General features: G+C 64.9%; 19 protein-coding genes. All 19 read left to right on the plus strand.

Annotated elements, in window-relative coordinates; all coding sequences use genetic code 11:
- Positions 1-120: 120 nt before the first annotated feature.
- The 19 genes from hisS to glnL all read left to right on the plus strand — a co-directional run bounded on the left by hisS (position 121) and on the right by glnL (position 20,193).
- Complete coding sequence (gene hisS / locus GVL12_RS11770; protein ID WP_159914092.1) at positions 121-1,386, plus strand: histidine--tRNA ligase; 1,266 nt, start codon at positions 121-123, stop codon at positions 1,384-1,386.
- A 17-nt stretch (positions 1,387-1,403) separates the two neighbouring features.
- Complete coding sequence (locus GVL12_RS11775; RefSeq protein WP_159914094.1) at positions 1,404-2,078, plus strand: tetratricopeptide repeat protein; 675 nt, start codon at positions 1,404-1,406, stop codon at positions 2,076-2,078.
- Complete coding sequence (gene bamB / locus GVL12_RS11780) at positions 2,075-3,217, plus strand: outer membrane protein assembly factor BamB (RefSeq protein ID WP_159914103.1); 1,143 nt, start codon at positions 2,075-2,077, stop codon at positions 3,215-3,217. The genes GVL12_RS11775 and bamB overlap by 4 nt, the downstream gene beginning before the upstream one ends.
- 13 nt (positions 3,218-3,230) lie before the next feature.
- Entirely contained in the window at positions 3,231-4,574 is a 1,344-nt protein-coding gene (gene der, locus GVL12_RS11785; RefSeq protein ID WP_159914105.1) for a ribosome biogenesis GTPase Der, read from the plus strand.
- Between the two features lie 195 nt (positions 4,575-4,769).
- A complete protein-coding gene (gene hfq, locus GVL12_RS11790) occupies positions 4,770-5,027 on the plus strand; it encodes an RNA chaperone Hfq (RefSeq protein WP_159914107.1) in 258 nt (85 codons plus the stop codon).
- 60 nt (positions 5,028-5,087) lie between these two features.
- Positions 5,088-6,251, plus strand: coding sequence for a GTPase HflX (hflX, locus tag GVL12_RS11795; protein WP_159914109.1), 1,164 nt, complete (start codon positions 5,088-5,090; stop codon positions 6,249-6,251).
- A 72-nt stretch (positions 6,252-6,323) separates the two neighbouring features.
- Positions 6,324-7,703, plus strand: a complete 1,380-nt coding sequence (hflK, locus tag GVL12_RS11800) for an FtsH protease activity modulator HflK (protein ID WP_159914111.1) — start codon at positions 6,324-6,326, stop codon at positions 7,701-7,703.
- 9 nt (positions 7,704-7,712) lie between these two features.
- Positions 7,713-8,600, plus strand: a complete 888-nt coding sequence (gene hflC, locus GVL12_RS11805) for a protease modulator HflC (RefSeq protein ID WP_159914113.1) — start codon at positions 7,713-7,715, stop codon at positions 8,598-8,600.
- Positions 8,601-8,840: 240 nt separating this feature from the next.
- The gene (locus GVL12_RS11810) at positions 8,841-9,998 is read left to right on the plus strand and encodes an ATP phosphoribosyltransferase regulatory subunit (protein WP_159914115.1); all 1,158 of its coding nucleotides are present in this window, start codon (positions 8,841-8,843) and stop codon (positions 9,996-9,998) included.
- 19 nt (positions 9,999-10,017) lie between these two features.
- Positions 10,018-11,394: an adenylosuccinate synthase gene (locus tag GVL12_RS11815; RefSeq protein WP_159914117.1), complete on the plus strand. Its 1,377-nt coding sequence runs from the start codon at positions 10,018-10,020 to the stop codon at positions 11,392-11,394.
- Between the two features lie 41 nt (positions 11,395-11,435).
- Positions 11,436-11,960: a phosphoribosyltransferase gene (locus GVL12_RS11820; RefSeq protein ID WP_159914119.1), complete on the plus strand. Its 525-nt coding sequence runs from the start codon at positions 11,436-11,438 to the stop codon at positions 11,958-11,960.
- 164 nt (positions 11,961-12,124) lie between these two features.
- Positions 12,125-13,168, plus strand: a complete 1,044-nt coding sequence (locus GVL12_RS11825) for a YncE family protein (RefSeq protein WP_200843697.1) — start codon at positions 12,125-12,127, stop codon at positions 13,166-13,168.
- Positions 13,141-13,974: a polysaccharide deacetylase family protein gene (locus GVL12_RS11830; RefSeq protein ID WP_200843698.1), complete on the plus strand. Its 834-nt coding sequence runs from the start codon at positions 13,141-13,143 to the stop codon at positions 13,972-13,974. The genes GVL12_RS11825 and GVL12_RS11830 overlap by 28 nt, the downstream gene beginning before the upstream one ends.
- A gap of 11 nt (positions 13,975-13,985) precedes the next feature.
- Entirely contained in the window at positions 13,986-14,963 is a 978-nt protein-coding gene (locus tag GVL12_RS11835; RefSeq protein WP_159914121.1) for a sterol desaturase family protein, read from the plus strand.
- A 25-nt stretch (positions 14,964-14,988) separates the two neighbouring features.
- The gene (locus tag GVL12_RS11840) at positions 14,989-15,882 is read left to right on the plus strand and encodes an EI24 domain-containing protein (protein WP_159914123.1); all 894 of its coding nucleotides are present in this window, start codon (positions 14,989-14,991) and stop codon (positions 15,880-15,882) included.
- 6 nt (positions 15,883-15,888) lie between these two features.
- The gene (locus GVL12_RS11845) at positions 15,889-16,710 is read left to right on the plus strand and encodes a molybdopterin-binding protein (RefSeq protein ID WP_159914125.1); all 822 of its coding nucleotides are present in this window, start codon (positions 15,889-15,891) and stop codon (positions 16,708-16,710) included.
- 187 nt (positions 16,711-16,897) lie between these two features.
- Positions 16,898-18,313, plus strand: a complete 1,416-nt coding sequence (gene glnA, locus GVL12_RS11850; RefSeq protein ID WP_159914127.1) for a type I glutamate--ammonia ligase — start codon at positions 16,898-16,900, stop codon at positions 18,311-18,313.
- Positions 18,314-18,589: 276 nt separating this feature from the next.
- Positions 18,590-19,105: a hypothetical protein gene (locus GVL12_RS11855; protein WP_159914129.1), complete on the plus strand. Its 516-nt coding sequence runs from the start codon at positions 18,590-18,592 to the stop codon at positions 19,103-19,105.
- Positions 19,106-19,113: 8 nt separating this feature from the next.
- Complete coding sequence (glnL, locus tag GVL12_RS11860) at positions 19,114-20,193, plus strand: nitrogen regulation protein NR(II) (RefSeq protein WP_159914131.1); 1,080 nt, start codon at positions 19,114-19,116, stop codon at positions 20,191-20,193.
- Positions 20,194-20,227: the final 34 nt, after the last annotated feature.

Below are 20,227 nucleotides of genomic sequence, written 5' to 3' on the forward strand. Positions count from 1 at the left end.
CCGGCGCCCGACACGCTGCGTGGTTTGCGCAGCGCCTGAATCTTGATCTCACCCATTTTTGCCGTGACCACTGAAACCAAAAACTCTCCCAAGCCGGGAAAGATTGTTGCCGTCAAAGGCATGAACGATATCCTGCCCCCCGATTCCGCGCGCTGGGAATGGCTGGAGGACAAGGTGCGCAGCCTGATGCAGCGCTATGCCTACCGCAACATCCGCACGCCCATCGTCGAGCCCACGCCGCTGTTCGTGCGCGGCCTGGGCGAAGTCACCGACATCGTCGAGAAGGAAATGTATTCCTTCGAGGACCGGCTCAACGGCGAGCAGCTCACGCTGCGCCCCGAAGCCACGGCCGGCGTGGTGCGCGCGGTCGTCGAAAGCAATCTGCTGTATGACGGCGGCAAGCGCCTGTACTACATGGGCCCGATGTTCCGCCACGAGCGCCCGCAGCGCGGCCGCTACCGCCAGTTCCACCAGATCGGCGCCGAGGCCCTGGGTTTTCACGGCCCCGAACTCGACGCCGAACTGATCCTGCTGGCCGACGCGCTCTGGAAGGAACTGGGCCTGCAGCAGGTGCGCCTGGAACTCAACAGCCTGGGCCAGCCCGAGGAGCGCCGCGCGCACCGCGCGGCGCTGATCGCCTACCTGGAGCAGCACCAGGACCTGCTGGACGAAGACGCCAGGCGGCGCCTCTACAGCAATCCGCTGCGCATTCTCGACACCAAGAACCCGGCCATGCAGGCCATGGTCCAGGCCGCGCCGCGGCTGCTGGATTTCCTGGGCGAAGCCTCGCTGGCCCACCTGAACGCGGTCACTGCCATCCTCGACGCCAACGGCGTGGTCTGGAGCATCAACCCGCGCCTGGTGCGCGGCATGGACTACTACAACCTCACGGTGTTCGAGTTCATCACCGACCAGCTCGGCTCGCAGGGCACGATCTGCGCGGGCGGCCGCTATGACGACCTGATCGCGCAGATCGGCGGCAAGGCCGCGCCGGCCGTGGGCTGGGCGCTGGGCGTGGAACGCGTGCTCGAGCTGATCAAGGAAGCCGGCCTGGCAACCGCCACGCCCGTGCCCGATGCCTATGCGGTGGTGCCCGATGCGGCCTCGCTGCCCCAGGTCAGCCAGGTGCTCCAGGCGCTGCGCGGCGCCGGTGTCAGCGTGCAGCTGCACAGCCCGTCGGGCGCTGCCGAAGGCATGGGCAGCATGAAGTCGCAGTTCAAGAAAGCCGATGCGAGCGGCGCGCGCTTTGCGCTGGTGTTCGGCGCGGACGAGCTCGCGCAGGGCGTGGTTACGGTCAAATCGCTGCGCGACGGCAGCGGCGCCCAGACCACGCAATCCCTCAGCGCCGTGGCGCAGTGGGCGACCCTTCTACAATCGACAGACTAAAAACACCCAGCATAGCCATGGCCCAACATTTCGATCTTGAAGAACAAGAGCAACTTGACCAGCTCAAGCATTTCTGGAACAAATGGGGCACCCCGATCACGGGTGCCCTGATTGTCGTGTTCGGCAGCTTCGCAGCCTGGAATGGCTACCAATACTGGCAGGCCCGCCAGGCCACGCAGGCGGCGGCGCTCGCCGACGCGGTGACGCAGGCCGTCGAAGGCCAGCAGCTCGACCGCATCGGCCAGGCCCTGACCGATCTGAAGAGCGGCTACGCCAGCACCCATCAGGCCGCGCAGTCGGGCCTGCTGGCCGCGAAGGCATATGCCGATGCGGGCCAGTGGGACCAGGCCAGGGACGCGCTGGCCTGGGTGGCCGACAAGGGCAGCGACAACGGCCTGCAGTCGCTCGCGCGCCTGCGCCTGGCCGCGGTGCTGCTCGAGCAAAAGCAGCCCGATGCCGCGCTGCAGCAGCTGTCGGCCGCGTTCCCCGCAGAGTTCACGGCCGTGGCCGCTGACCGCCGTGGCGACGCCTATGCGCTGCAGGACAAGAAGGCCGAAGCCGTGGCCGAATACGAAAAAGCCTACAAGGCGTTCGACAGCCAGGTCGACTACCGCCGTCTGGTCGAATTCAAGCTCAATGCGCTGGGCGTGCAAGTCCAGGCCCAGGCCAGCCCAACGGAAGCCAAACTATGACCCGCAGCCTGCCAACGCGCCTGGTGCGCAGCCTCTGTACCCTGGGCCTGATCGTGAGCCTGGGTGGCTGCGCCTTCTGGAACTCCAGCAAGGTCAAACCCGCGGATCTGGGCCCCAACGTGGCCCTGCTGCCGGTGCAGAAAGCCTGGACGGCTAAAATCGCGCCCCTTGGTCAGTTGCCGCTGGTGCCGCATGTGCACGGCGCGACCGTGGTCCTGGCAAGCATCGACGGCAGCCTGCAGGCGCTGGACGCCAGCTCGGGCGCCTCGCTGTGGCAGGCCAAGGTGGGCCAGCCGCTGACGGCCGGCGTGGGCGGCAACGAACGCCTGCAGGCCGTGGTCACGCGCGCCAATGAAGTGGTGGTGCTCGAGCAGGGCCGCGAAGTCTGGCGCAAGCGCCTGCCCGCGGCGTCCTACACGCCGCCGCTGGTCGCCGGTGGCCGCGTGTTCGTGCTGTCTGCCGACCGTGCGCTCACGGCCTTCGACGCCGAGGACGGACGCCAGCTGTGGGTCCAGCAGCGCACCGGCGAATCGCTGGTGCTGCGCCAGGCGGGGGTGCTCACAGCCGTGGGCGACACGCTGCTGGCGGGCCTGTCGGGCCGGCTCGTGGGCCTGAACCCCGACAACGGCGCGGTGCTCTGGGAGGCCGCGCTGGCCAGCCCGCGCGGCACCAACGATGTCGAGCGCCTGGTCGATCTGGTGGGCCCGATGAGCCGCGAAGGGGGGCAGCTGTGCGCGCGCACCTTCCAGGCCTCGGTGGCCTGCGTGGACGCGGGCAGTGCCCGCCTGCAATGGGCCCAGCCGGCCCGGGGCGCGCAAGGCGTGGGCGGTGACGCCGAGCGCATTGTCGGCTCCGAAGGCAATGGAACAGTGATCGCATGGCGGCGTGCCGATGGCAGCCGCCTGTGGTCAACGGATCGCCTGCAACTGCGCAAGCTGACAGCTCCTTTGCTGTTGGGGCGCTCGGTGGTGGTGGGCGATGACGATGGTCTGGTTCATTTGTTGTCCAAAGAGGACGGTTCCCCGCTGAACCGCCTGACAACCGATGACTCCGGGATTGCTGCAGCACCGGTGGTGGCAGCGGATACGCTGGTGGTCGTGACGCGCAATGGTGGCGTGTACGGCTTCCGGCCGGATTGATAGGTATTCTGGGATGAAGCCAGTTATTGCCCTTGTAGGGCGCCCGAATGTGGGCAAATCGACGCTGTTCAATCGGCTTACAAAGTCGAGAGATGCGATCGTCGCCGACTTTGCCGGGTTGACGCGGGACCGTCATTACGGCCAGGGCAAGCAGGGCAAGTACGAGTACATCGTGATTGACACCGGCGGCTTCGAACCCGATGCATCCAGCGGCATTTTCAAGGAGATGGCCAAGCAGACGCAGCAGGCCGTGGCCGAAGCCGACGTGGTCATTTTCGTGGTCGACGCGCGGGCCGGCGTGTCGGCGCAGGACCATGACATCGCCAAGTACCTGCGCCGGCTGGGCAAGCCCTGCCTGCTGATCGCCAACAAGGCTGAAGGCATGCTCGAAGGCGTGCAGCTCACCGAGTTCTACGAACTCGGCCTGGGCACGGTGCACCCGGTGTCGGCGGCCCACGGCCAGGGCATGCGCGGCCTGGTCGAGCTCGCGCTCGAGCCGCTGCAACTGCCCGATCCCGAAGAGGACGCGCTGGAAGACGGCGAGCTCGGCCCGATCAAGCTGGCCGTCGCCGGCCGGCCCAATGCGGGCAAGTCGACGCTGATCAACACCTGGCTGGGTGAAGAGCGCCTTGTCGCGTTCGACATGCCGGGCACCACGCGCGACGCGATTTCCGTGCCGTTCGAGCGCAATGGCCAGAAGTTCGAGCTGATCGACACCGCCGGCCTGCGCCGCAAGGGCAAGGTGTTCGAAGCCATCGAGAAGTTCTCCGTGGTCAAGACGCTGCAGGCCATCGAATCGGCCAATGTCGTGCTGCTGCTGATCGACGCCACGCAGGGCGTGACCGAGCAGGACTCGCACATCGCGGGCTTCATCCTGGAGAGCGGCCGCGCCGTGGTGCTGGCCGTGAACAAATGGGATGCGGTCGACGAGTACCAGCGCGAGCTGCTGCAGCGCTCGATCGAGTCGCGCCTGTCGTTCCTCAAGTTCGCGTCCATGCACTTCATCTCGGCGCGCAAGCGCCAGGGCCTGGGCCCGGTCTGGGCGTCGATTGCCCAGGCGCACAAGGCCGCGACCTGCAAGATGTCCACGCCCGTGCTCACGCGCCTGCTGCTCGAGGCCGTGCAGTTCCAGGCGCCCAAGCGCGCGGGCATGTTCCGGCCGAAGATGCGTTACGCCCACCAGGGCGGCATGAACCCGCCGGTGATCATCGTGCACGGCAATTCGCTCGAGCATGTGACGGATGTGTACAAGCGCTTCCTCGAAGGGCGCTTCCGCAAGGAGTTCAACCTCGTGGGCACGCCGCTGCGCATCGAGATGAAAACCTCGCACAATCCTTATTCCGATAAGGACAAATAATCCCCGCAAGGCCTTGACGAATGTGGCCCCCACGTTCGCCCACTGCGTGTGGCTCACTGCCCCCCGAGGGGGCCTCTTTTGCCTTGGGGCGGCCCGGCGGCAAAAGACCCCGGTGCACCCCGGTGATCCGTAACACTCAAGGCACTGTGGTAAGGTGTCGGTTTACAACAACACTCCTTGAACACGGAGAATATCGTGAGCAATAAAGGCCAACTCCTCCAAGACCCGTTTCTCAATGCGCTGCGTCGCGAGCATGTTCCGGTGTCCATTTATTTGGTCAACGGCATCAAGCTTCAAGGCCAGATTGAGTCTTTTGACCAGTACGTTGTGCTCTTGCGCAATACCGTCACCCAAATGGTGTACAAGCACGCCATTTCCACCATTGTTCCCGGCCGTGCCGTGAACTTCTCCACGGCCGAAACCGCTGTGGACAACGAAGCCGCTGGCACTTGAGATTGCACCACCCAGTCTTTTTCCTTGCGTCCGGGAGTCGCACGCCGACGGGGAGCCTGCATGGGCTCTCCTGATACTCCCAACGGCCCCGCCACGCCGGTCCTTCTGGTCGGTGTGGATTTCGGGCTTCCCCATTTTGATGCCGAACTCGAAGAGCTCGGCCTGCTCGCCGAAACCGCAGGCCTCAAGCCTGTGGCGCGCCTGTCCTGCAAGCGCAAGGTGCCCGATGCGGCGCTGTTTGTCGGCAGCGGCAAGGCCGACGAGATCCGCATGCTCGCGCAGATGCATGGCGCGCAGGAAGTGCTGTTCGACCAGGCCCTGAGCCCGGCCCAGCAGCGCAACCTCGAGCGCCATCTGGACATGCCGGTCACTGACCGCACCTTGCTGATTCTCGAGATTTTTGGCCAGCGCGCGCGCAGCCATGAAGGCAAGCTCCAGGTGGAGCTTGCGCGCCTGCAATACCTGAGCACACGCCTCGTGCGCCGCTGGTCCCATCTGGAGCGCCAGCGCGGCGGTATCGGCGGGCGCGGCGGCCCGGGTGAAACCCAGATCGAGCTCGACCGCCGAATGATCGACAAGTCGATCAAGAGCACGCGCGAGCGGCTTGCCAAGGTCAAGAAGCAGCGCGCCACGCAGCGCCGCCAGCGCGAGCGCCGGGACGTGTTCAACGTGTCGCTGGTCGGCTACACCAATGCCGGCAAGTCGACGCTGTTCAATGCGCTGGTCAAGGCCGGCGCCTATGCGGCCGATCAGCTGTTCGCGACGCTCGACACGACAACGCGCCAGTTGTATTTGAGCGATGCGCGCCAATCTGTATCCTTGTCGGATACGGTGGGCTTCATCCGTGATCTGCCACACGGCCTGGTCGATGCGTTCCAGGCCACGCTGCAGGAGGCCGTCGATGCCGATCTGCTGCTGCATGTGGTCGATGCCTCGAATCCCGCGTTTCCCGAGCAGATCGCCGAAGTGCAGAAAGTGCTTGCCGAAATCGGTGCCGACGCAATTCCCCAGTTGCTGATTTTCAACAAGCTCGATGCCGTGCCCGCCGGGCAGCGCCCGGCGCTGCTGCAGGACACGTACGAGTGGGACGGTCAACCCGTGCCGCGGCTGTTCGTCAGCGCACGCTCGGCTGAAGGCTTGACTGCATTGCGCCAGTCGCTCACCGAGAGCGTTCTGGCAGCGAAGGGGGCGGATAAGATCCCCGAAATACCCGCTGATTTATGAGGCGCCAAGCCCTGTTTGGGCAAAATGCCGAAGGGATCCCTGTCTTTTTGCAAAATACTTGAGACTTTTCGCATGAATTTTTCACACCGAGCGTCCCGTTGGGCGCTGCTGCCCACGCGCCTCCGGGGGATGTTCAACCTGAACGATCCTCGCTGGGGGCGGGGCGATGACAAGGACACGGAAGGCGCGGGGCAAGGCCCCCGGCCCGACGGCGACCGGCCGATTCCGCCGCCGGCGAATGGACGTGACCGCAGACCGCAAGGTCAGGGGCAGGGTACTCCCCCCGATCTGGATGAACTCTGGGGTGAGCTCAACCGCAAGCTGGCGGGACTGTTCCGCGGCAAGAACGGTGGCAATGGACAGCCGCCCGGTGGCAATGGCCCAGGCCTGCCCGAGATGAAGAATGCGGGCGCGGGCATAGGCGTGATCGCCGGCGTGGCCGTGCTGATCTGGCTGGGCACGGGCTTCTTCATCGTGCAGGAAGGCCAGCAGGCCGTGATCACCCAGTTCGGCAAGTACCAAAGTACGGTCAACGCGGGTTTCAACTGGCGCCTGCCCTATCCTGTCCAGCGCCATGAACTGGTGACCGTGACGCAGATCCGCTCGGCCGATGTCGGCCGCGACAACGTGATCAAGAGCACGGGACTGCGTGAGTCGGCGATGCTGACCCGCGACGAGAACATCGTCGAGATCAAGTTCGCCGTGCAGTACCGCCTCAACGATGCGCGTGCCTGGCTGTTCGAGAGCAAGAACCCGGCCGAGGCCGTGGTCCAGGCGGCCGAAACCTCGGTGCGTGAAGTGGTCGGCAAGATGTCCATGGATGCAGCGATGCAGGATGAGCGCGACCAGATCGCGCCGCGCGTGCGCGATCTGATGCAGATCATTCTCGACCGCTACAAGGTGGGCGTTGAAGTCGTCGGCATCAATCTGCAGCAAAGCGGTGTGCGTCCGCCCGAGCAGGTGCAGGCATCGTTCGATGATGTGCTCAAGGCCGTGCAGGAGCGCGAGCGCGCGAAGAACGAAGCCCAGGCCTATGCGAACGACGTCGTGCCGCGCGCGGTCGGTGTCGCCTCGCGCATGCAGGAGGAAGCTGCGGGTTACAAGGAACGCATCGTGGCCCAGGCCCAGGGTGACGGTCAGCGCTTCAACTCGCTGCTGGCCGAGTACCAGAAGGCGCCCCAGGTCACGCGTGACCGGCTGTATCTCGAGAGCATGCAGCAGATCTACGGCAACGTGACCAAGGTGCTGATTGATTCGAGCAAGGGCTCGAACCTGCTGTACCTGCCGCTGGACAAGATCATGCAGGCCACGGGCCAAGGGGCTTCGACCGATGCCTCCGCAGCGGGTGCCGCTGGCGCCCCGGCCGCAGGCACGTTGACCGTGCCTTCCTCCACCTCGAATGATGCCCGTGCGCGCGACCTCAATCGCGCCCGCGAGCGCGATGTCCGCTAGGAGATTCTTGTGAACAGAGTCGGATTTATTGTCTCCACCCTGCTGGTTGTGCTGGCCTTGCTCAGTTCCATGCTGTTTGTCGTCGACCAGCGGCAGTTCGGCGTGGTCTATGCGCTCGGCCAGATCAAGGAAGTGATCACCGAGCCGGGCCTGCATGTCAAGATGCCCCCGCCGTTCCAGAACGTGCGCTACCTCGACAAGCGTCTGCTGACGCTCGACAGCACCGATACCGAGCCCATGCTGACGGCTGAAAAGCAGCGCGTGGTGATCGACTGGTATGTGCGCTGGCGCATTTCCGAGCCGTCGGAGTACATCCGCAATGTCGGCCTGGACGAAAACGCGGGCACGCAGCAGCTCAACCGCGTGGTGCGCAATGCTTTCCAGGAGGAAATCAACAAGCGCACCGTCAAGGACCTGCTGGCCGACAAGCGCGAAGCGCTGATGGCCGACGTCAAGCGCGAAGTGCTTGAATCGGTGCGCGGCGCCAAGCCCTGGGGCATGGATGTGGTCGATGTGCGCATCACGCGCGTCGACTACGCTGAAGCGATCACCGAGTCGGTCTACCGCCGCATGGAAGCCGAGCGCAAGCGCGTGGCCAACGAGCAGCGCTCGACCGGTGCGGCCGAAGGCGAGAAGATTCGTGCCGATGCCGATCGCCAACGTGAAATCACCGTGGCCAACGCCTACCGCGAAGCACAGAAGATCAAGGGTGAAGGCGATGCCGAAGCCGCACGTATCTACGCCGAAGCGTTTGGCCGCGATGCGCAGTTCGCGCAGTTCTATCGCAGCCTCGAAGCCTACAAGACGAGCTTCAGCAAGAAGAGCGACGTGATGGTGCTCGACCCGTCGTCGTCGGAATTCTTCAAGGCCATGCGCGGCGGCGCGCCGGCCAGGTAGGCACGGCCGACCAGCGCCCGGCCTGTGCCGGGCGCGCGCATCACCAAGAGGGGCCCAGGCCCCTCTTTGCATTGGTGCATGCCTTTGATGACCGAGGCAGGGCGCAGCCTGGTTTCGCATGCCAATACCGGTGATTGCGCAAGCAATACTGTGTGCCAGGGCTAGGCCATGGGGCAAGAAAGGGTGGGATGGCACGGCTATCCCGTAGAATCGCGTTTTTAACAGCCTCCCCTTTTTTCCATGTCTGCTTGGGTCCTGCCGGATCACATCGCCGATGTATTGCCTTCCGAGGCACGGCACATCGAAGAATTGCGTCGAGGATTGCTCGATACGGCGCGTAGCTACGGGTATGAGCTGGTCATGCCTCCCCTTCTGGAGCATCTGGAGTCCCTGCTGACGGGTACCGGTGAAGCCCTGGACCTGCAAACGTTCAAGCTGGTTGACCAGCTTTCCGGGCGTTCGCTGGGCCTGCGCGCCGATACCACCCAGCAGGTGGCCCGTATCGACGCCCATCTGCTCAATCGCCGGGGCGTCACACGCCTGTGCTATTGCGGCCCGGTGCTCCATACCCGACCTGACCGTCCGCGCGCCACGCGCGAGCCGTTGCAGTTCGGCGCGGAAATCTATGGTCACGCAGGCCTGGAGGCCGACCTCGAGGCCTTGCTGCTCGCGCTGGCCTGCCTGCGCAGCGCCCAGGTCAGCGGCGTCAGCGTCGACATGGCCGATGTGCGCGTGGTGCGCAGCCTGCTCGCCGGCGTCGACCTGGATGCCCAGGTGCTGCATGCCGTGCACGGCGCCTTGGCGACCAAGGATGCCAGCGAACTCGCGCGTCTGACCCGAAGCTTTCCCGCAGCTTCACGCAATGGCCTGATGGCCTTGCTGCAGCTGTACGGCGACGTGCAGGTGCTGGGTGAAGCCGAGAAGGCCCTGGCCGGCGTGCCCGGCGTGTCCGAGGTGCTGGCGCATCTGAACTGGCTGGCCGCGCGGCTCGAGGGCGTGAACGTGACCTTCGACCTGGCCGACCTGAGCGGCTACGGCTACTACAGCGGCACGCGCTTTGCGATGTATGTGCCCGGCGCCAGCGACGCGCTGGTGCGCGGCGGCCGTTATGACGAAGTCGGTGCGGTGTTCGGCCGCAACCGGCCCGCGGCCGGCTTCAGCCTGGACATCAAGCAACTGGTGAGCGTGGTGCCCACGCGCGCCCTCAAGGCCGCGATCCGCGCGCCCTGGGGCGATGCGCAGGACGTGAGCGCCGCCATTGCCACTTTGCGACAGCAGGGCGAAACGGTGGTCTGCGTGCTGCCGGGCCACGAAAGCGAAGTGGACGAATTTCACTGCGACCGAGAACTGGTGCAAGTCGCCGGTCAATGGGTCGTACAAGCCATTCCAGGCATTTGACAATTCATCGGATTTGAATATGAAAGCAACCAAAGGTCGCAATGTGGTCGTGGTCGGCACCCAGTGGGGTGACGAAGGCAAGGGCAAGCTGGTGGATTGGCTCACGGAAAGCGCGCAAGGCGTGGTGCGCTTCCAGGGCGGCCACAATGCGGGTCACACCTTGGTCATCAACGGCGTCAAGACCGCGCTGCACCTGATTCCCAGCGGCATCATGCGCCCTGGCGTGAAGTGCTACATCGGCAACGGTGTGGTGCTGTCCGCGGCCAAGCTGTTCGAGGAAATCGAAGGCCTGGAAAAGGCCGGCGTGCAGGTGCGTGACCGCCTGCGCGTGAGCGAAGCCTGCCCGCTGATCCTGCCTTTCCATGCAGCGCTGGACGTCGCCCGCGAAGCCGCGCGCGAGCAGGGCGGTACCGAGAAGATCGGCACCACCGGCCGCGGCATCGGCCCTTCGTACGAAGACAAGATCGCCCGCCGCGCGCTGCGCGTGCAGGATCTGAAGTACCCCGAGCGCTTCGCCACCAAGCTGCGCGAACTGCTGGCCCTGCACAACCACATCCTGGTGCATGTGCTCGGTTCCAAGAACTTCACTTTCGGTGACGGTCTCAAGCCCTACATCGTCGACGGCGAAGTCCAGTTCGACGCGGTCTACGACGAAGCCATGCGCCACGCCGAGCTGCTCAAGCCCATGATGGCCGACGTCTCGCGTGAACTCAACGAAGCCCACCAGGCGGGCGGCAACCTGCTGTTCGAAGGCGCGCAAGGCACGCTGCTCGACGTAGACCACGGCACCTACCCCTATGTGACTTCGAGCAACTGCGTGGCCGGCAATGCCGCCGCCGGCTCGGGCGTGGGCCCCAGTCTGCTGCACTACGTGCTGGGCATCACCAAGGCCTACTGCACGCGCGTGGGCGGCGGTCCGTTCCCCACCGAACTCGACTGGGAAAAGGAAGGCACGCCCGGCTGGCACATGAGCACCATCGGCGCCGAAAAGGGCGTGACCACGGGCCGCAGCCGCCGCTGCGGCTGGTTCGACGCCGCCTTGCTCAAGCGCTCGGCCCAGGTCAACGGCCTGTCCGGCCTGTGCATCACCAAGCTCGACGTGCTTGACGGCCTCGAGGAGCTCAAGCTCTGCGTGGGCTACGAGCTCGACGGCGAAACCATAGACCTGCTGCCCATGGGCGCGGACGACATTGCGCGCTGCAAGCCGATCTACGAGACCATTCCCGGCTGGACCGACTCGACCGTGGGTGTGACCGACTACGACAAGCTGCCGGCTTCGGCCCGCCGCTACCTGGACCGCATCGCCGAAGTCACGGGCGTGCCCATCGCCATGGTGTCGACCAGCCCCGACCGCGATCACACGATCCTCATGCACAACCCCTACAGCGCTGCGTGAACGCCGGCGTCTGTCTCCACGATTGAAAACAGGAACGCACCATGCTGACCGAAGACGGTAATCACCTGTACGTAAGCTACGACGAGTACCACGGCCTGATCGAAAAGCTCGCGCTCAAGATCCACCAGTCCGGCTGGGAATTCGACACCATCCTGTGCCTGGCACGCGGTGGTCTGCGTCCGGGTGACATCCTGAGCCGCATTTTCGACAAGCCGCTGGCCATCATGTCCACGAGTTCCTACCGCGCCGAAGCCGGCACGGTGCAGGGCCACCTGGACATCGCGCGCTTCATCACGACCCCCCAGGGCGAGATTGCCGGTCGCGTGCTGCTGGTCGACGACCTGGCGGACTCGGGCCACACGCTCAACGCCGTGGTCGGAATGCTCAAGAGCAACTACGCGCCCATCACCGAGCTGCGCAGCGCGGTGATCTGGACCAAGGGCCTGTCGACCTTCAAGGCCGACTATTCGGTGGAATTCCTGCCGACCAATCCCTGGATCCATCAGCCGTTCGAAAGCTACGACAACATGGGCCCGCAAAAGCTGCTCGAAAAATGGAAGCTGTAAGTTTTCATTGACCCGTATCAAAGACCGCTCAGGCGGTCTTTTTTTGGGCCTGCGACCCGCAGCACTGTTGGTTTTAGATGACATCTGGTGACAAGCTTTGGTGCGCGCGCACGCACCACTGTGGCGCGCAGATAAACTGCACGCACTCTAGAAAGTGGTGGTTTGTGAAGCGCAATTCTTTCGAGCAGCGACGCGCTGCCCTGGTATTGATCGGACTGGCCGGTGCGGCCGCCACGGCAGCCTTCGCGGCGCCACCTGCAGTGCCGGCCCGCCCCGTTGCCGCACCGCTGCCCCCGGCCAAGGCGCCTCCGATCTTTGTGCTCAATTCGCTCGATGCGTCGGTCAGCGTGATCGACCCCGAGCGCTGGATGGAAACGCTGCGCATTCCCACGGGCAAGGAACCGCACCACCTGTATCTCACGCCCGACGAGAAATCGCTGATCGTGGCCAACGCGCTGGGCGATTCGCTGACTTTCCTCGACCCGCGCACGGCCCAGGTGCAGCGCGTGGTGCGCGATATTTCCGATCCCTACCACCTGCGCTTCAGCCCCGACATGAAGTGGCTGGTCACGGCCGCCAACCGCCTCGACCATATCGACTTCTACCGCTGGGACGGCCAGCAGCCGCAGCTCGTCAAGCGCGTGGGCACCGGCAAGACGCCCAGCCACCTGTGGATAGACGCGCGCAGCGCCACGCTGTATTCGACCATGCAGGACAGCGACGAACTGGTGGCCATCGACATGGCGACCCAGGTCATCACGGCGCGCGTGCGCACCGGCGCCATGCCCGCCGACATCTATGGCAGCCCCGACGGGCGCCGGCTGTACGTCGGCCTCACGGGCAGCGACAGCGTCGAAGTGTTCGACATTTCCGCAGGCCCGCCGCGCCACATGGCGCTGATCAAGACCGGCAAGGGCGCGCATGCGTTCCGCGCCGCGGGTGACAGGCGCCATCTCTATGTCAGCAACCGCGTGGCCAACACCATAGGCAAGATCGACATGCAGACCCAGCAACTGGTCGACACCTATCCCGTACCGGGTGGTCCTGACTGCATGGAGGTCTCGGCCGACGGTCGCTATATCTACGTGAGCTCGCGCTGGGCGCGCAAGCTGTCGGTGATCGACACGATCGAGAAGAAAGTCGTGCGCCAGGTCAACGTGGGCAAGTCGCCGCACGGCGTGTGGACGCTGGCGCACGCGCCGCGCTGAAGGTCATGCCGCCGCGCCGCACCGCCTTGTTCATGGCCAGCCTGCTGGGCACCAGTCTGCTGTCCCTGGGCGCCTGGGCCAAGGACGCCTGCAAGCCGCTGTACCTGACGTTCGACACCGGCCACATGGGCGTGGCGCCGCTGGTCGCCGAAGTGCTGCAGCGCCAGCAGGTGCGCGTGACGTTCTTTGCGGCCAACGAGGCGACGAAAGAGGGCGACGGCAGCCTGGGCGCGCATTGGGCGCCCTGGTGGCGCGCGCGCGCGGCCGAAGGCCATGCGTTTGCCTCGCACACCTGGTCGCATGCCTACTGGCGCGCCGACGTGGGCGGGCCCCAGGCACCGGCATTTCGCGTCAGGCCTTCGGCCGGGCCGCGCGAAGGCCAGACCTATACGCTCAGCGCCGCGGGCTACTGCGCCGAGATCGCGCAGGCGGCCGACCGGCTGCAGCAGATCACGGGCAGAAAGCCGCTGGCGCTGTTTCGCGCGCCAGGCGGCAAGACGTCACCGGCGCTGCTGGCCGCGGCCAGGTCCTGCGGCTGGGCGCATGTGGGCTGGTCGCCCGCGGGCTTTCTGGGCGATGAGTTGCCCAGCGAGCGCTTCAGCAACAAGGCCTTGCTGGCCCAGGCGCTGCAGCGCATCCGCAGCGGAGATATCTTGCTGGCCCACCTGGGCATCTGGTCACGCAAGGACGCCTGGGCGCCTGCCGTGCTCGAGCCGTTGTTGGTCGGGCTCAAGCAGAAGGGATTTTGCTTTCGCACGCTGGACGAGCATCCCGATTACCGTGACTGGATAACGCACACGCGTTGAGTGGAGAGGTTATGCAGGTCTTGGTGGATTGGTTCAACGCAGCGCAACAGTGGCTGTTCGAGGCAGTGGTGCAGCCGCTGCTGTTTGGCCTGGGGCTGGGCAATCTGCTCGAAGATGGCTACATGGCCACGGGCTGGCTGCTGGTCGGGCTGATCCAGCTGGTGGTGATGGTGCTGCTGATCGCGCCGCTGCAGCGCTTTTGGCCGGTCGAAGCCGTGACCGACCGGCGCGCGATCCGCGTCGACATGCTCTACACGCTGGTGCACCGGCTGGGCCTGTTTCGCATCGCGCTGTTCTTTTCGATCGATCCGCTGTGGGACCAGTTGTTCGGCTCGCTGCGGGTCTGGGGGCTGCCGACCTACCATCTCGACAACCTCTGGCCCGGCGTGACCGATCAGGCCTGGGTCAGCCTGCTGCTGTATCTCGTGGTCTTCGACCTGCTCGACTACTGGATACACCGCGGCCAGCACCATTTCGGCTGGTGGTGGAAGCTGCATGCGCTGCACCATTCGCAACGCCAGATGACCATGTGGAGCGACAACCGCAACCATTTGCTCGACGATCTGTTGCGCGACAGCATCATCGTGCTGGTCGCGCAGATCATTGGCCTGGCGCCGGGCCAGTTCGTCGCTATCGTCGCCATCACCCAGCTCAGCGAGAGCCTGCACCATGCCAATGTGCGCCTGTGGTTCGGCCGCGTCGGCGAGCGCCTGTGGGTCAGCCCGCGGTTTCACCGCCGCCACCACACCATTGGCATAGGCCATGAAGCGCAGCCCGGCACGCGCGCCAAGTTGGGTGGAAACAACTTCGGCGTGCTGCTGCCGGTGTGGGACATGCTGTTCGGCACGGCCAATTTCGAGCTGCGCTATGACCCTACCGGCATCCGGGATCAGGTCGAGCCCGACGCCCGCGGGCGCCTGCGCGACTATGGACAGGGCTTCTGGAGCCAGCAGTGGCGCGGGGTACTGCGTCTGATGGGTCGCGCTTGACGCCCGCAATGGGTATCCTAGAGGCATGCGACTGCTTATAGACTCCTTCTGGCGTGCAGCAGCTTACTGCCTGCACAAACGGGTGATCCTGTGGTCCCTCGTCCCGCTGCTGTTCATGTCCTTGCTGTCGGCCGTGCTGGGCTACTTCTTCTGGGGGCCGGCGGTGCAGTGGGTGCAGGGGCTGCTCGAGGGCGCCAGCTGGCTGCAGACCGTCTGGGGCTGGCTGCAGGCGCGCGGCCTGGGGTTTGGCTCGACCGTCGTCGCGCCGGTGCTGGTGGTGCTCGTGGCGATGCCCATCATCGTCGTGCTGTCGCTGCTGCTGGTCGCGCTGTGTATGGCGCCCGCGCTGGCGCGGCTGGTCGCCGAGCGGCGTTTTTCGGTGCTTGAACGCAAGCACGGCGCTTCGCTGCTCGCCAGCCTTGCGTGGTCGCTGGGCTCTACGCTGATCGCGCTGATTGCGCTCGTCGTGTCCGTGCCGCTGTGGTTTGTTCCGCCGCTGGTGCTGATCATCCCGCCGCTGATCTGGGGCTGGCTCACCTACCGCGTCATGGCCTTCGATGCGCTGGCCGAACATGCGAGCAAGCGCGAGCGGCGGGCCTTGTTCCTGCGCCACCGCTACAGCCTGATGGCGATGGGCGTGGTCTGCGGCTACATGGGCGCGGCGCCGGCCATCGTCTGGGCTTCGGGCATGCTGTTCCTGGCCGCGTTCTGGGTGCTGATTCCGCTGGCCATCTGGATCTATGCGCTGGTGTTCGCATTTTCGTCGCTGTGGTTCGCGCATTTCTGCCTGGCCGCGCTCGAGGCCCTGCGCGCGAATCCGCAGCCGGTCGATGCTGCTGATGTGATCGTGCCGCTCGCGCCGCAGCCCGAGGCCCCCGTGCTGGCTTCCACGCCGCCTCTTTCCCCTCCCCACAAGTGAGTGTTCATGGATTTGCAGTTTGGCGCCATCATCATTGGCGATGAGATTCTTTCGGGTAAACGCGCTGACAAGCATTTGTCCAAACTGATCGAGCTATTGGCCGCACGCGGCCTGGCGCTGTCGCATGCCGAGTACCTGGGCGACGACCGTCCGCGGCTCACGGCCGCGCTGGCGCGCGCCTTCGACAGCGCGAACGTGGTGTTTTCCTTCGGTGGAATCGGTGCCACGCCCGACGACCACACGCGCCAGTGCGCGGCCCAGGCGCTGGGCGTGCCGCTTGCGCTGCACCCCGAAGCCGTGGCCTTGATCGAGGAGCGCATGCGCGATGTCGCGGCGGAAAAGGGCGAGGTCTTCGAGCCTGGCCGCCCCGACAACGTGCACCGCCTGCAGATGGGCAACTTCCCGCAGGGCGCGACCATCATTGCCAACCCCTACAACAAGATTCCGGGCTTTTCCTGCGCGGGCCGCGCGGGCGGGGCCGTGCATTTCGTGCCGGGCTTTCCTGTCATGGCCTGGCCCATGATCGAAAGCGTGCTCGACCAGCACTACGCGCCGCTGTTCCATGGCCCTGCGCGCCAGGAGCGTTCGGTGCTGGTCTTTGGCGTGGGGGAGGCTACACTCACGCCGCTGATGCAGCAACTCGAAGCGGCCCATGGCGGCATTCGCGTGTTCAGCCTGCCCAGCGTGGACCATGCGGTGCACGGGGCGCATGTCGAACTCGGCATCAAAGGCCTGACGACGGCGGTCGACGCCGCCTGGTCTGCACTGATAAAGGGATTGCACTGTATTGGTGCAAATTACAGCACCGAAGTGGTGCGCAATGGGTGAATTTTTTCCGCATCCCTGAATCGCACTGTTTTGGTGAGATTCGGAGATGCGCCGGTACGGTGCTCCATCCCCGGCGAGGCGTGGAGCACAAGCGAATGCGGCAAATGGGGTGCGTGCGAAGTTGGCACGCAAACTGCTTGAAGTATCGCAACATTTTTTGAACAAGCCGTTTTTGCAGGAGACCCTGATGGCTAAGACCGTTGCAGATGTGATGAAGATGGTGAAGGAGAACGAGGTCAAGTTCGTTGACCTGCGTTTCACCGATACCCGCGGCAAGGAACAGCACGTGACCGTGCCTGTGTCGCATTTCGATGAAGACAAGTTCACCTCGGGCCATGCATTCGACGGCTCCTCGGTGGCTGGCTGGAAGGGCATTGAAGCCTCGGACATGCAATTGATGCCCGATCCCGCAACCGCGAACATCGACCCGTTCTTCGAAGAAACCACGCTGTTCCTGCAGTGTGACGTGATCGAGCCCAGCGACGGCAAGGCCTACGACCGCGACCCGCGTTCGATCGCCAAGCGCGCTGAAGCCTACCTCAAGGCTTCGGGCCTGGGCGATACCGCCTTCTTCGGACCCGAGCCCGAATTCTTCATCTTCGACGGCGTGCGCTGGACGAATGAACCCGGCCATGTGAGCTTCGAGATCGAAGAGTACGAAGCGCCCTGGAACACCGGCACCAAGTTCGATTCGGGCAACCGCGGCCACCGTCCCACGACCAAGGGCGGCTACTTCCCCGTGCCCCCCGTCGACAGCACGCAGGACATGCGCGCCGAGATGTCGCTGATTCTCGAATCGCTGGGCATTCCGGTCGAAGTGTTCCACCACGAAGTGGCGGGCGCGGGCCAGAACGAAATCGGTACGCGCTTCTCCACGCTGGTGGAACGCGCCGACTGGACGCAGCAGCTCAAGTACGTCGTCTGGAACGTGGCCAACACCTATGGCAAGACGGCGACTTTCATGCCCAAGCCCTATGCTGGCGACAACGGCTCGGGCATGCACGTGCACCAGTCGGTCTGGAAGGACGGCAAGAACCTGTTCGCTGGCGACGGCTATGCCGGTCTGTCGGACTACGCGCTGTACTACATCGGCGGCATCATCAAGCACGCCCGTGCACTGAACGCCATCACCAACCCCGGCACCAACAGCTACAAGCGCCTGGTCCCCGGCTTTGAAGCCCCGGTGAAGCTGGCCTACTCGGCCAAGAACCGCTCGGCTTCCATCCGTATTCCCTACGTGTCCAACCCCAAGGGCCGTCGTATCGAAGCACGCTTCCCCGATCCACTGGCCAACCCCTACCTGTGCTTCTCGGCGCTGCTGATGGCCGGTCTGGACGGCGTGGAAAACAAGATCCATCCCGGCGAAGCCGCGACCAAGGATCTGTACCATCTGCCCCCGGAAGAAGACAAGCTGGTGCCCACCGTGTGCCACAGCCTGGACCAGGCCCTCGAAGCGCTGGATGCCGACCGTGCGTTCCTGACCAAGGGCGGCGTGTTCTCCGACTCGATGCTCGATGCCTACATCGAACTGAAGATGGGTGAAGTCACGCGCTTCCGCCAGGCCGTGCACCCCGTCGAATACGACATGTACTACTCGTTGTAAAAGGCACCCCCCTGAGCCGCTAACGCGGCTTCCCCCCAGGGGGACGGCAGCATCGCTGCGGGGCGGCCCTTGCTCGCTGCCCCTGAGTTGGACCATACCAACGCAGGACAGTGAGAGTGAAAAAAGCGGCGCAAGCCGCTTTTTTTTCGCCTACCAGGCGCTGTGGGCGTGTCCGCACAGCGGGCTGCGATTTTGCCTGTTTGTCATCGGATCAGGCGATACTGTTGGTTACTGCGCCACGCCTGTCCGCAGGCCACCGGTGACCGAGGGACTGTGATGAAAAAACTGCTTGTATTTCTGTTATTGCCGCTGCTCGCGCCGCAGGCCTGGGGCCAGGGAACGATCTACCGCTGCGGCAATGAATACACCAACAATGCGAACATGGCCAAGGAGCGTGGTTGCAAGCCCGTGGAGGGCGGCCATGTGACCGTGATCCATGGCAGCCCACTGCCGGCCGCGGCCACGCCTGCGGCCCCGGCTGCGCGCAGCGCAGCGCCCGCACCGCGCGCCGACAGCAGCGCCCAGCGCGCCCGCGATTCGGATGCGCGTGCCATCTTGCAGGGCGAGCTCGCGAAGTCGCAGGAACGCCTGGCCCAGCTGGAGCTCGAATACAACAATGGCAGCCCCGAGCGCTCGGCGCTGGAGCTGCGCAATCCCCAGGGCTATATCGAACGCACGGCGAATCTCAAGGCGCAGATCGCGCGCCACCAGAGCGACATCGCGGGCCTGCGGCGTGAAATTGCCCGCCTGCCGGCGGCCTCTGCCGAGGCGACGAACCAGCCGGTCAACTGAAGACGTACATGCCCCTTTCCATCGAGAGCCAGCGCGCCGAGAGCGCCTACCATGTCTTTGATTCGCTCTGTACCCTGACGGCCGTGCTGGAGCTCGACGGCTCGGTGCTGTTCGCCAATGCCGCGCTCGAGAATGCGCTTGGTTTGTCGCGGCGCATGCTCGAAGGCAGCGATTTTTCCGAGCATTTCGTCGATCCGGCCCTGCTGCACAAGGCCATGGACGGCGCGCGCGTGCAGGACTACGCGGCCCTGCGTTTCGAGGCCAGCCTGCGCCGCCAGGCCAAGGAAGCGATTCCCATGCAGGTCATCGTGTCGATCGCCGAAGGCTCGGGCCATGTGCTGCTCGAGATGTCGCCGCTCGAGCAGCAGGTGCGCCAGGACCGCGAGGAGCGGCTGATCGAGCAGACGCAGGCGCACAAGGAGCTGATCCGCAATCTCGCGCATGAGATCAAGAACCCGCTGGGCGGCATACGCGGCGCGGCGCAACTGCTCGAGATGGACCTCGAAAGTCCCGAAATGCGCGAGTACACCCAGGTGATCGTGCACGAGGCCGACCGGCTGCAAAGCCTGGTCGACCGGCTGCTGGCGCCGCACCGCCACCCGCATCTGGTCGGCGACGTCAACATCCACGAAGTCTGCGAGCGCGTGCGCTCGCTGGTGCTGGTCGAATACCCGCAGGGCCTGAGCGTGCGGCGCGACTACGACACCTCGATTCCCGAGTTCCGCGGGGACCGCGCGCAGCTGATACAGGCCGTGCTGAACATCGTGCAGAACGCCGCGCAGGCGCTGTCGGCACGCATCGTCCAGGGCGATGCCTGCATCACTTTGCGCACGCGCGTCGCGCGCCAGGTGACTTTTGGCAAACAACGCTACCGCCTGGCATTGGAATTGCATGTGATAGACAACGGACCGGGCGTGCCAGAGACCATCAGGGACAGGATTTTCTATCCCCTGGTGTCTGGGCGGGATGGCGGATCGGGTCTGGGGCTGACGTTGGCCCAGACCTTTGTGCAGCGGCATGATGGCTTGATCGAATGCGACAGCCAGCCAGGATGCACGGATTTCCGCATTCTCATCCCCTTGCCCTGAGGTCCATGACAACTCCCAAGCGGAAGGAAGCAAG

The sequence above is a fragment of the Pantoea sp. 18069 genome (assembly GCF_902706035.1).
In the GTDB taxonomy this organism is placed as follows: Bacteria; Pseudomonadota; Gammaproteobacteria; order Burkholderiales; family Burkholderiaceae_C; genus Comamonas.

Excerpts from the sequence above, each read along its gene's own strand:
- GVL12_RS11815 (WP_159914117.1), top strand. The coding sequence starts at position 10,018 with ATGAAAGCAACCAAAGGTCGCAATGTGGTCGTGGTCGGCACCCAGTGG.
- der (WP_159914105.1), top strand. The coding sequence starts at position 3,231 with ATGAAGCCAGTTATTGCCCTTGTAGGGCGCCCGAATGTGGGCAAATCG.
- glnL (WP_159914131.1), top strand. The coding sequence starts at position 19,114 with ATGCCCCTTTCCATCGAGAGCCAGCGCGCCGAGAGCGCCTACCATGTC.
- GVL12_RS11855 (WP_159914129.1), top strand. The coding sequence starts at position 18,590 with ATGAAAAAACTGCTTGTATTTCTGTTATTGCCGCTGCTCGCGCCGCAG.
- glnA (WP_159914127.1), top strand. The coding sequence starts at position 16,898 with ATGGCTAAGACCGTTGCAGATGTGATGAAGATGGTGAAGGAGAACGAG.
- GVL12_RS11840 (WP_159914123.1), top strand. The coding sequence starts at position 14,989 with ATGCGACTGCTTATAGACTCCTTCTGGCGTGCAGCAGCTTACTGCCTG.
- hisS (WP_159914092.1), top strand. The coding sequence starts at position 121 with ATGAACGATATCCTGCCCCCCGATTCCGCGCGCTGGGAATGGCTGGAG.
- GVL12_RS11810 (WP_159914115.1), top strand. The coding sequence starts at position 8,841 with ATGTCTGCTTGGGTCCTGCCGGATCACATCGCCGATGTATTGCCTTCC.
- hflX (WP_159914109.1), top strand. The coding sequence starts at position 5,088 with ATGGGCTCTCCTGATACTCCCAACGGCCCCGCCACGCCGGTCCTTCTG.
- bamB (WP_159914103.1), top strand. The coding sequence starts at position 2,075 with ATGACCCGCAGCCTGCCAACGCGCCTGGTGCGCAGCCTCTGTACCCTG.
- hflK (WP_159914111.1), top strand. The coding sequence starts at position 6,324 with ATGAATTTTTCACACCGAGCGTCCCGTTGGGCGCTGCTGCCCACGCGC.
- GVL12_RS11845 (WP_159914125.1), top strand. The coding sequence starts at position 15,889 with ATGGATTTGCAGTTTGGCGCCATCATCATTGGCGATGAGATTCTTTCG.
- GVL12_RS11835 (WP_159914121.1), top strand. The coding sequence starts at position 13,986 with ATGCAGGTCTTGGTGGATTGGTTCAACGCAGCGCAACAGTGGCTGTTC.
- GVL12_RS11820 (WP_159914119.1), top strand. The coding sequence starts at position 11,436 with ATGCTGACCGAAGACGGTAATCACCTGTACGTAAGCTACGACGAGTAC.
- GVL12_RS11775 (WP_159914094.1), top strand. The coding sequence starts at position 1,404 with ATGGCCCAACATTTCGATCTTGAAGAACAAGAGCAACTTGACCAGCTC.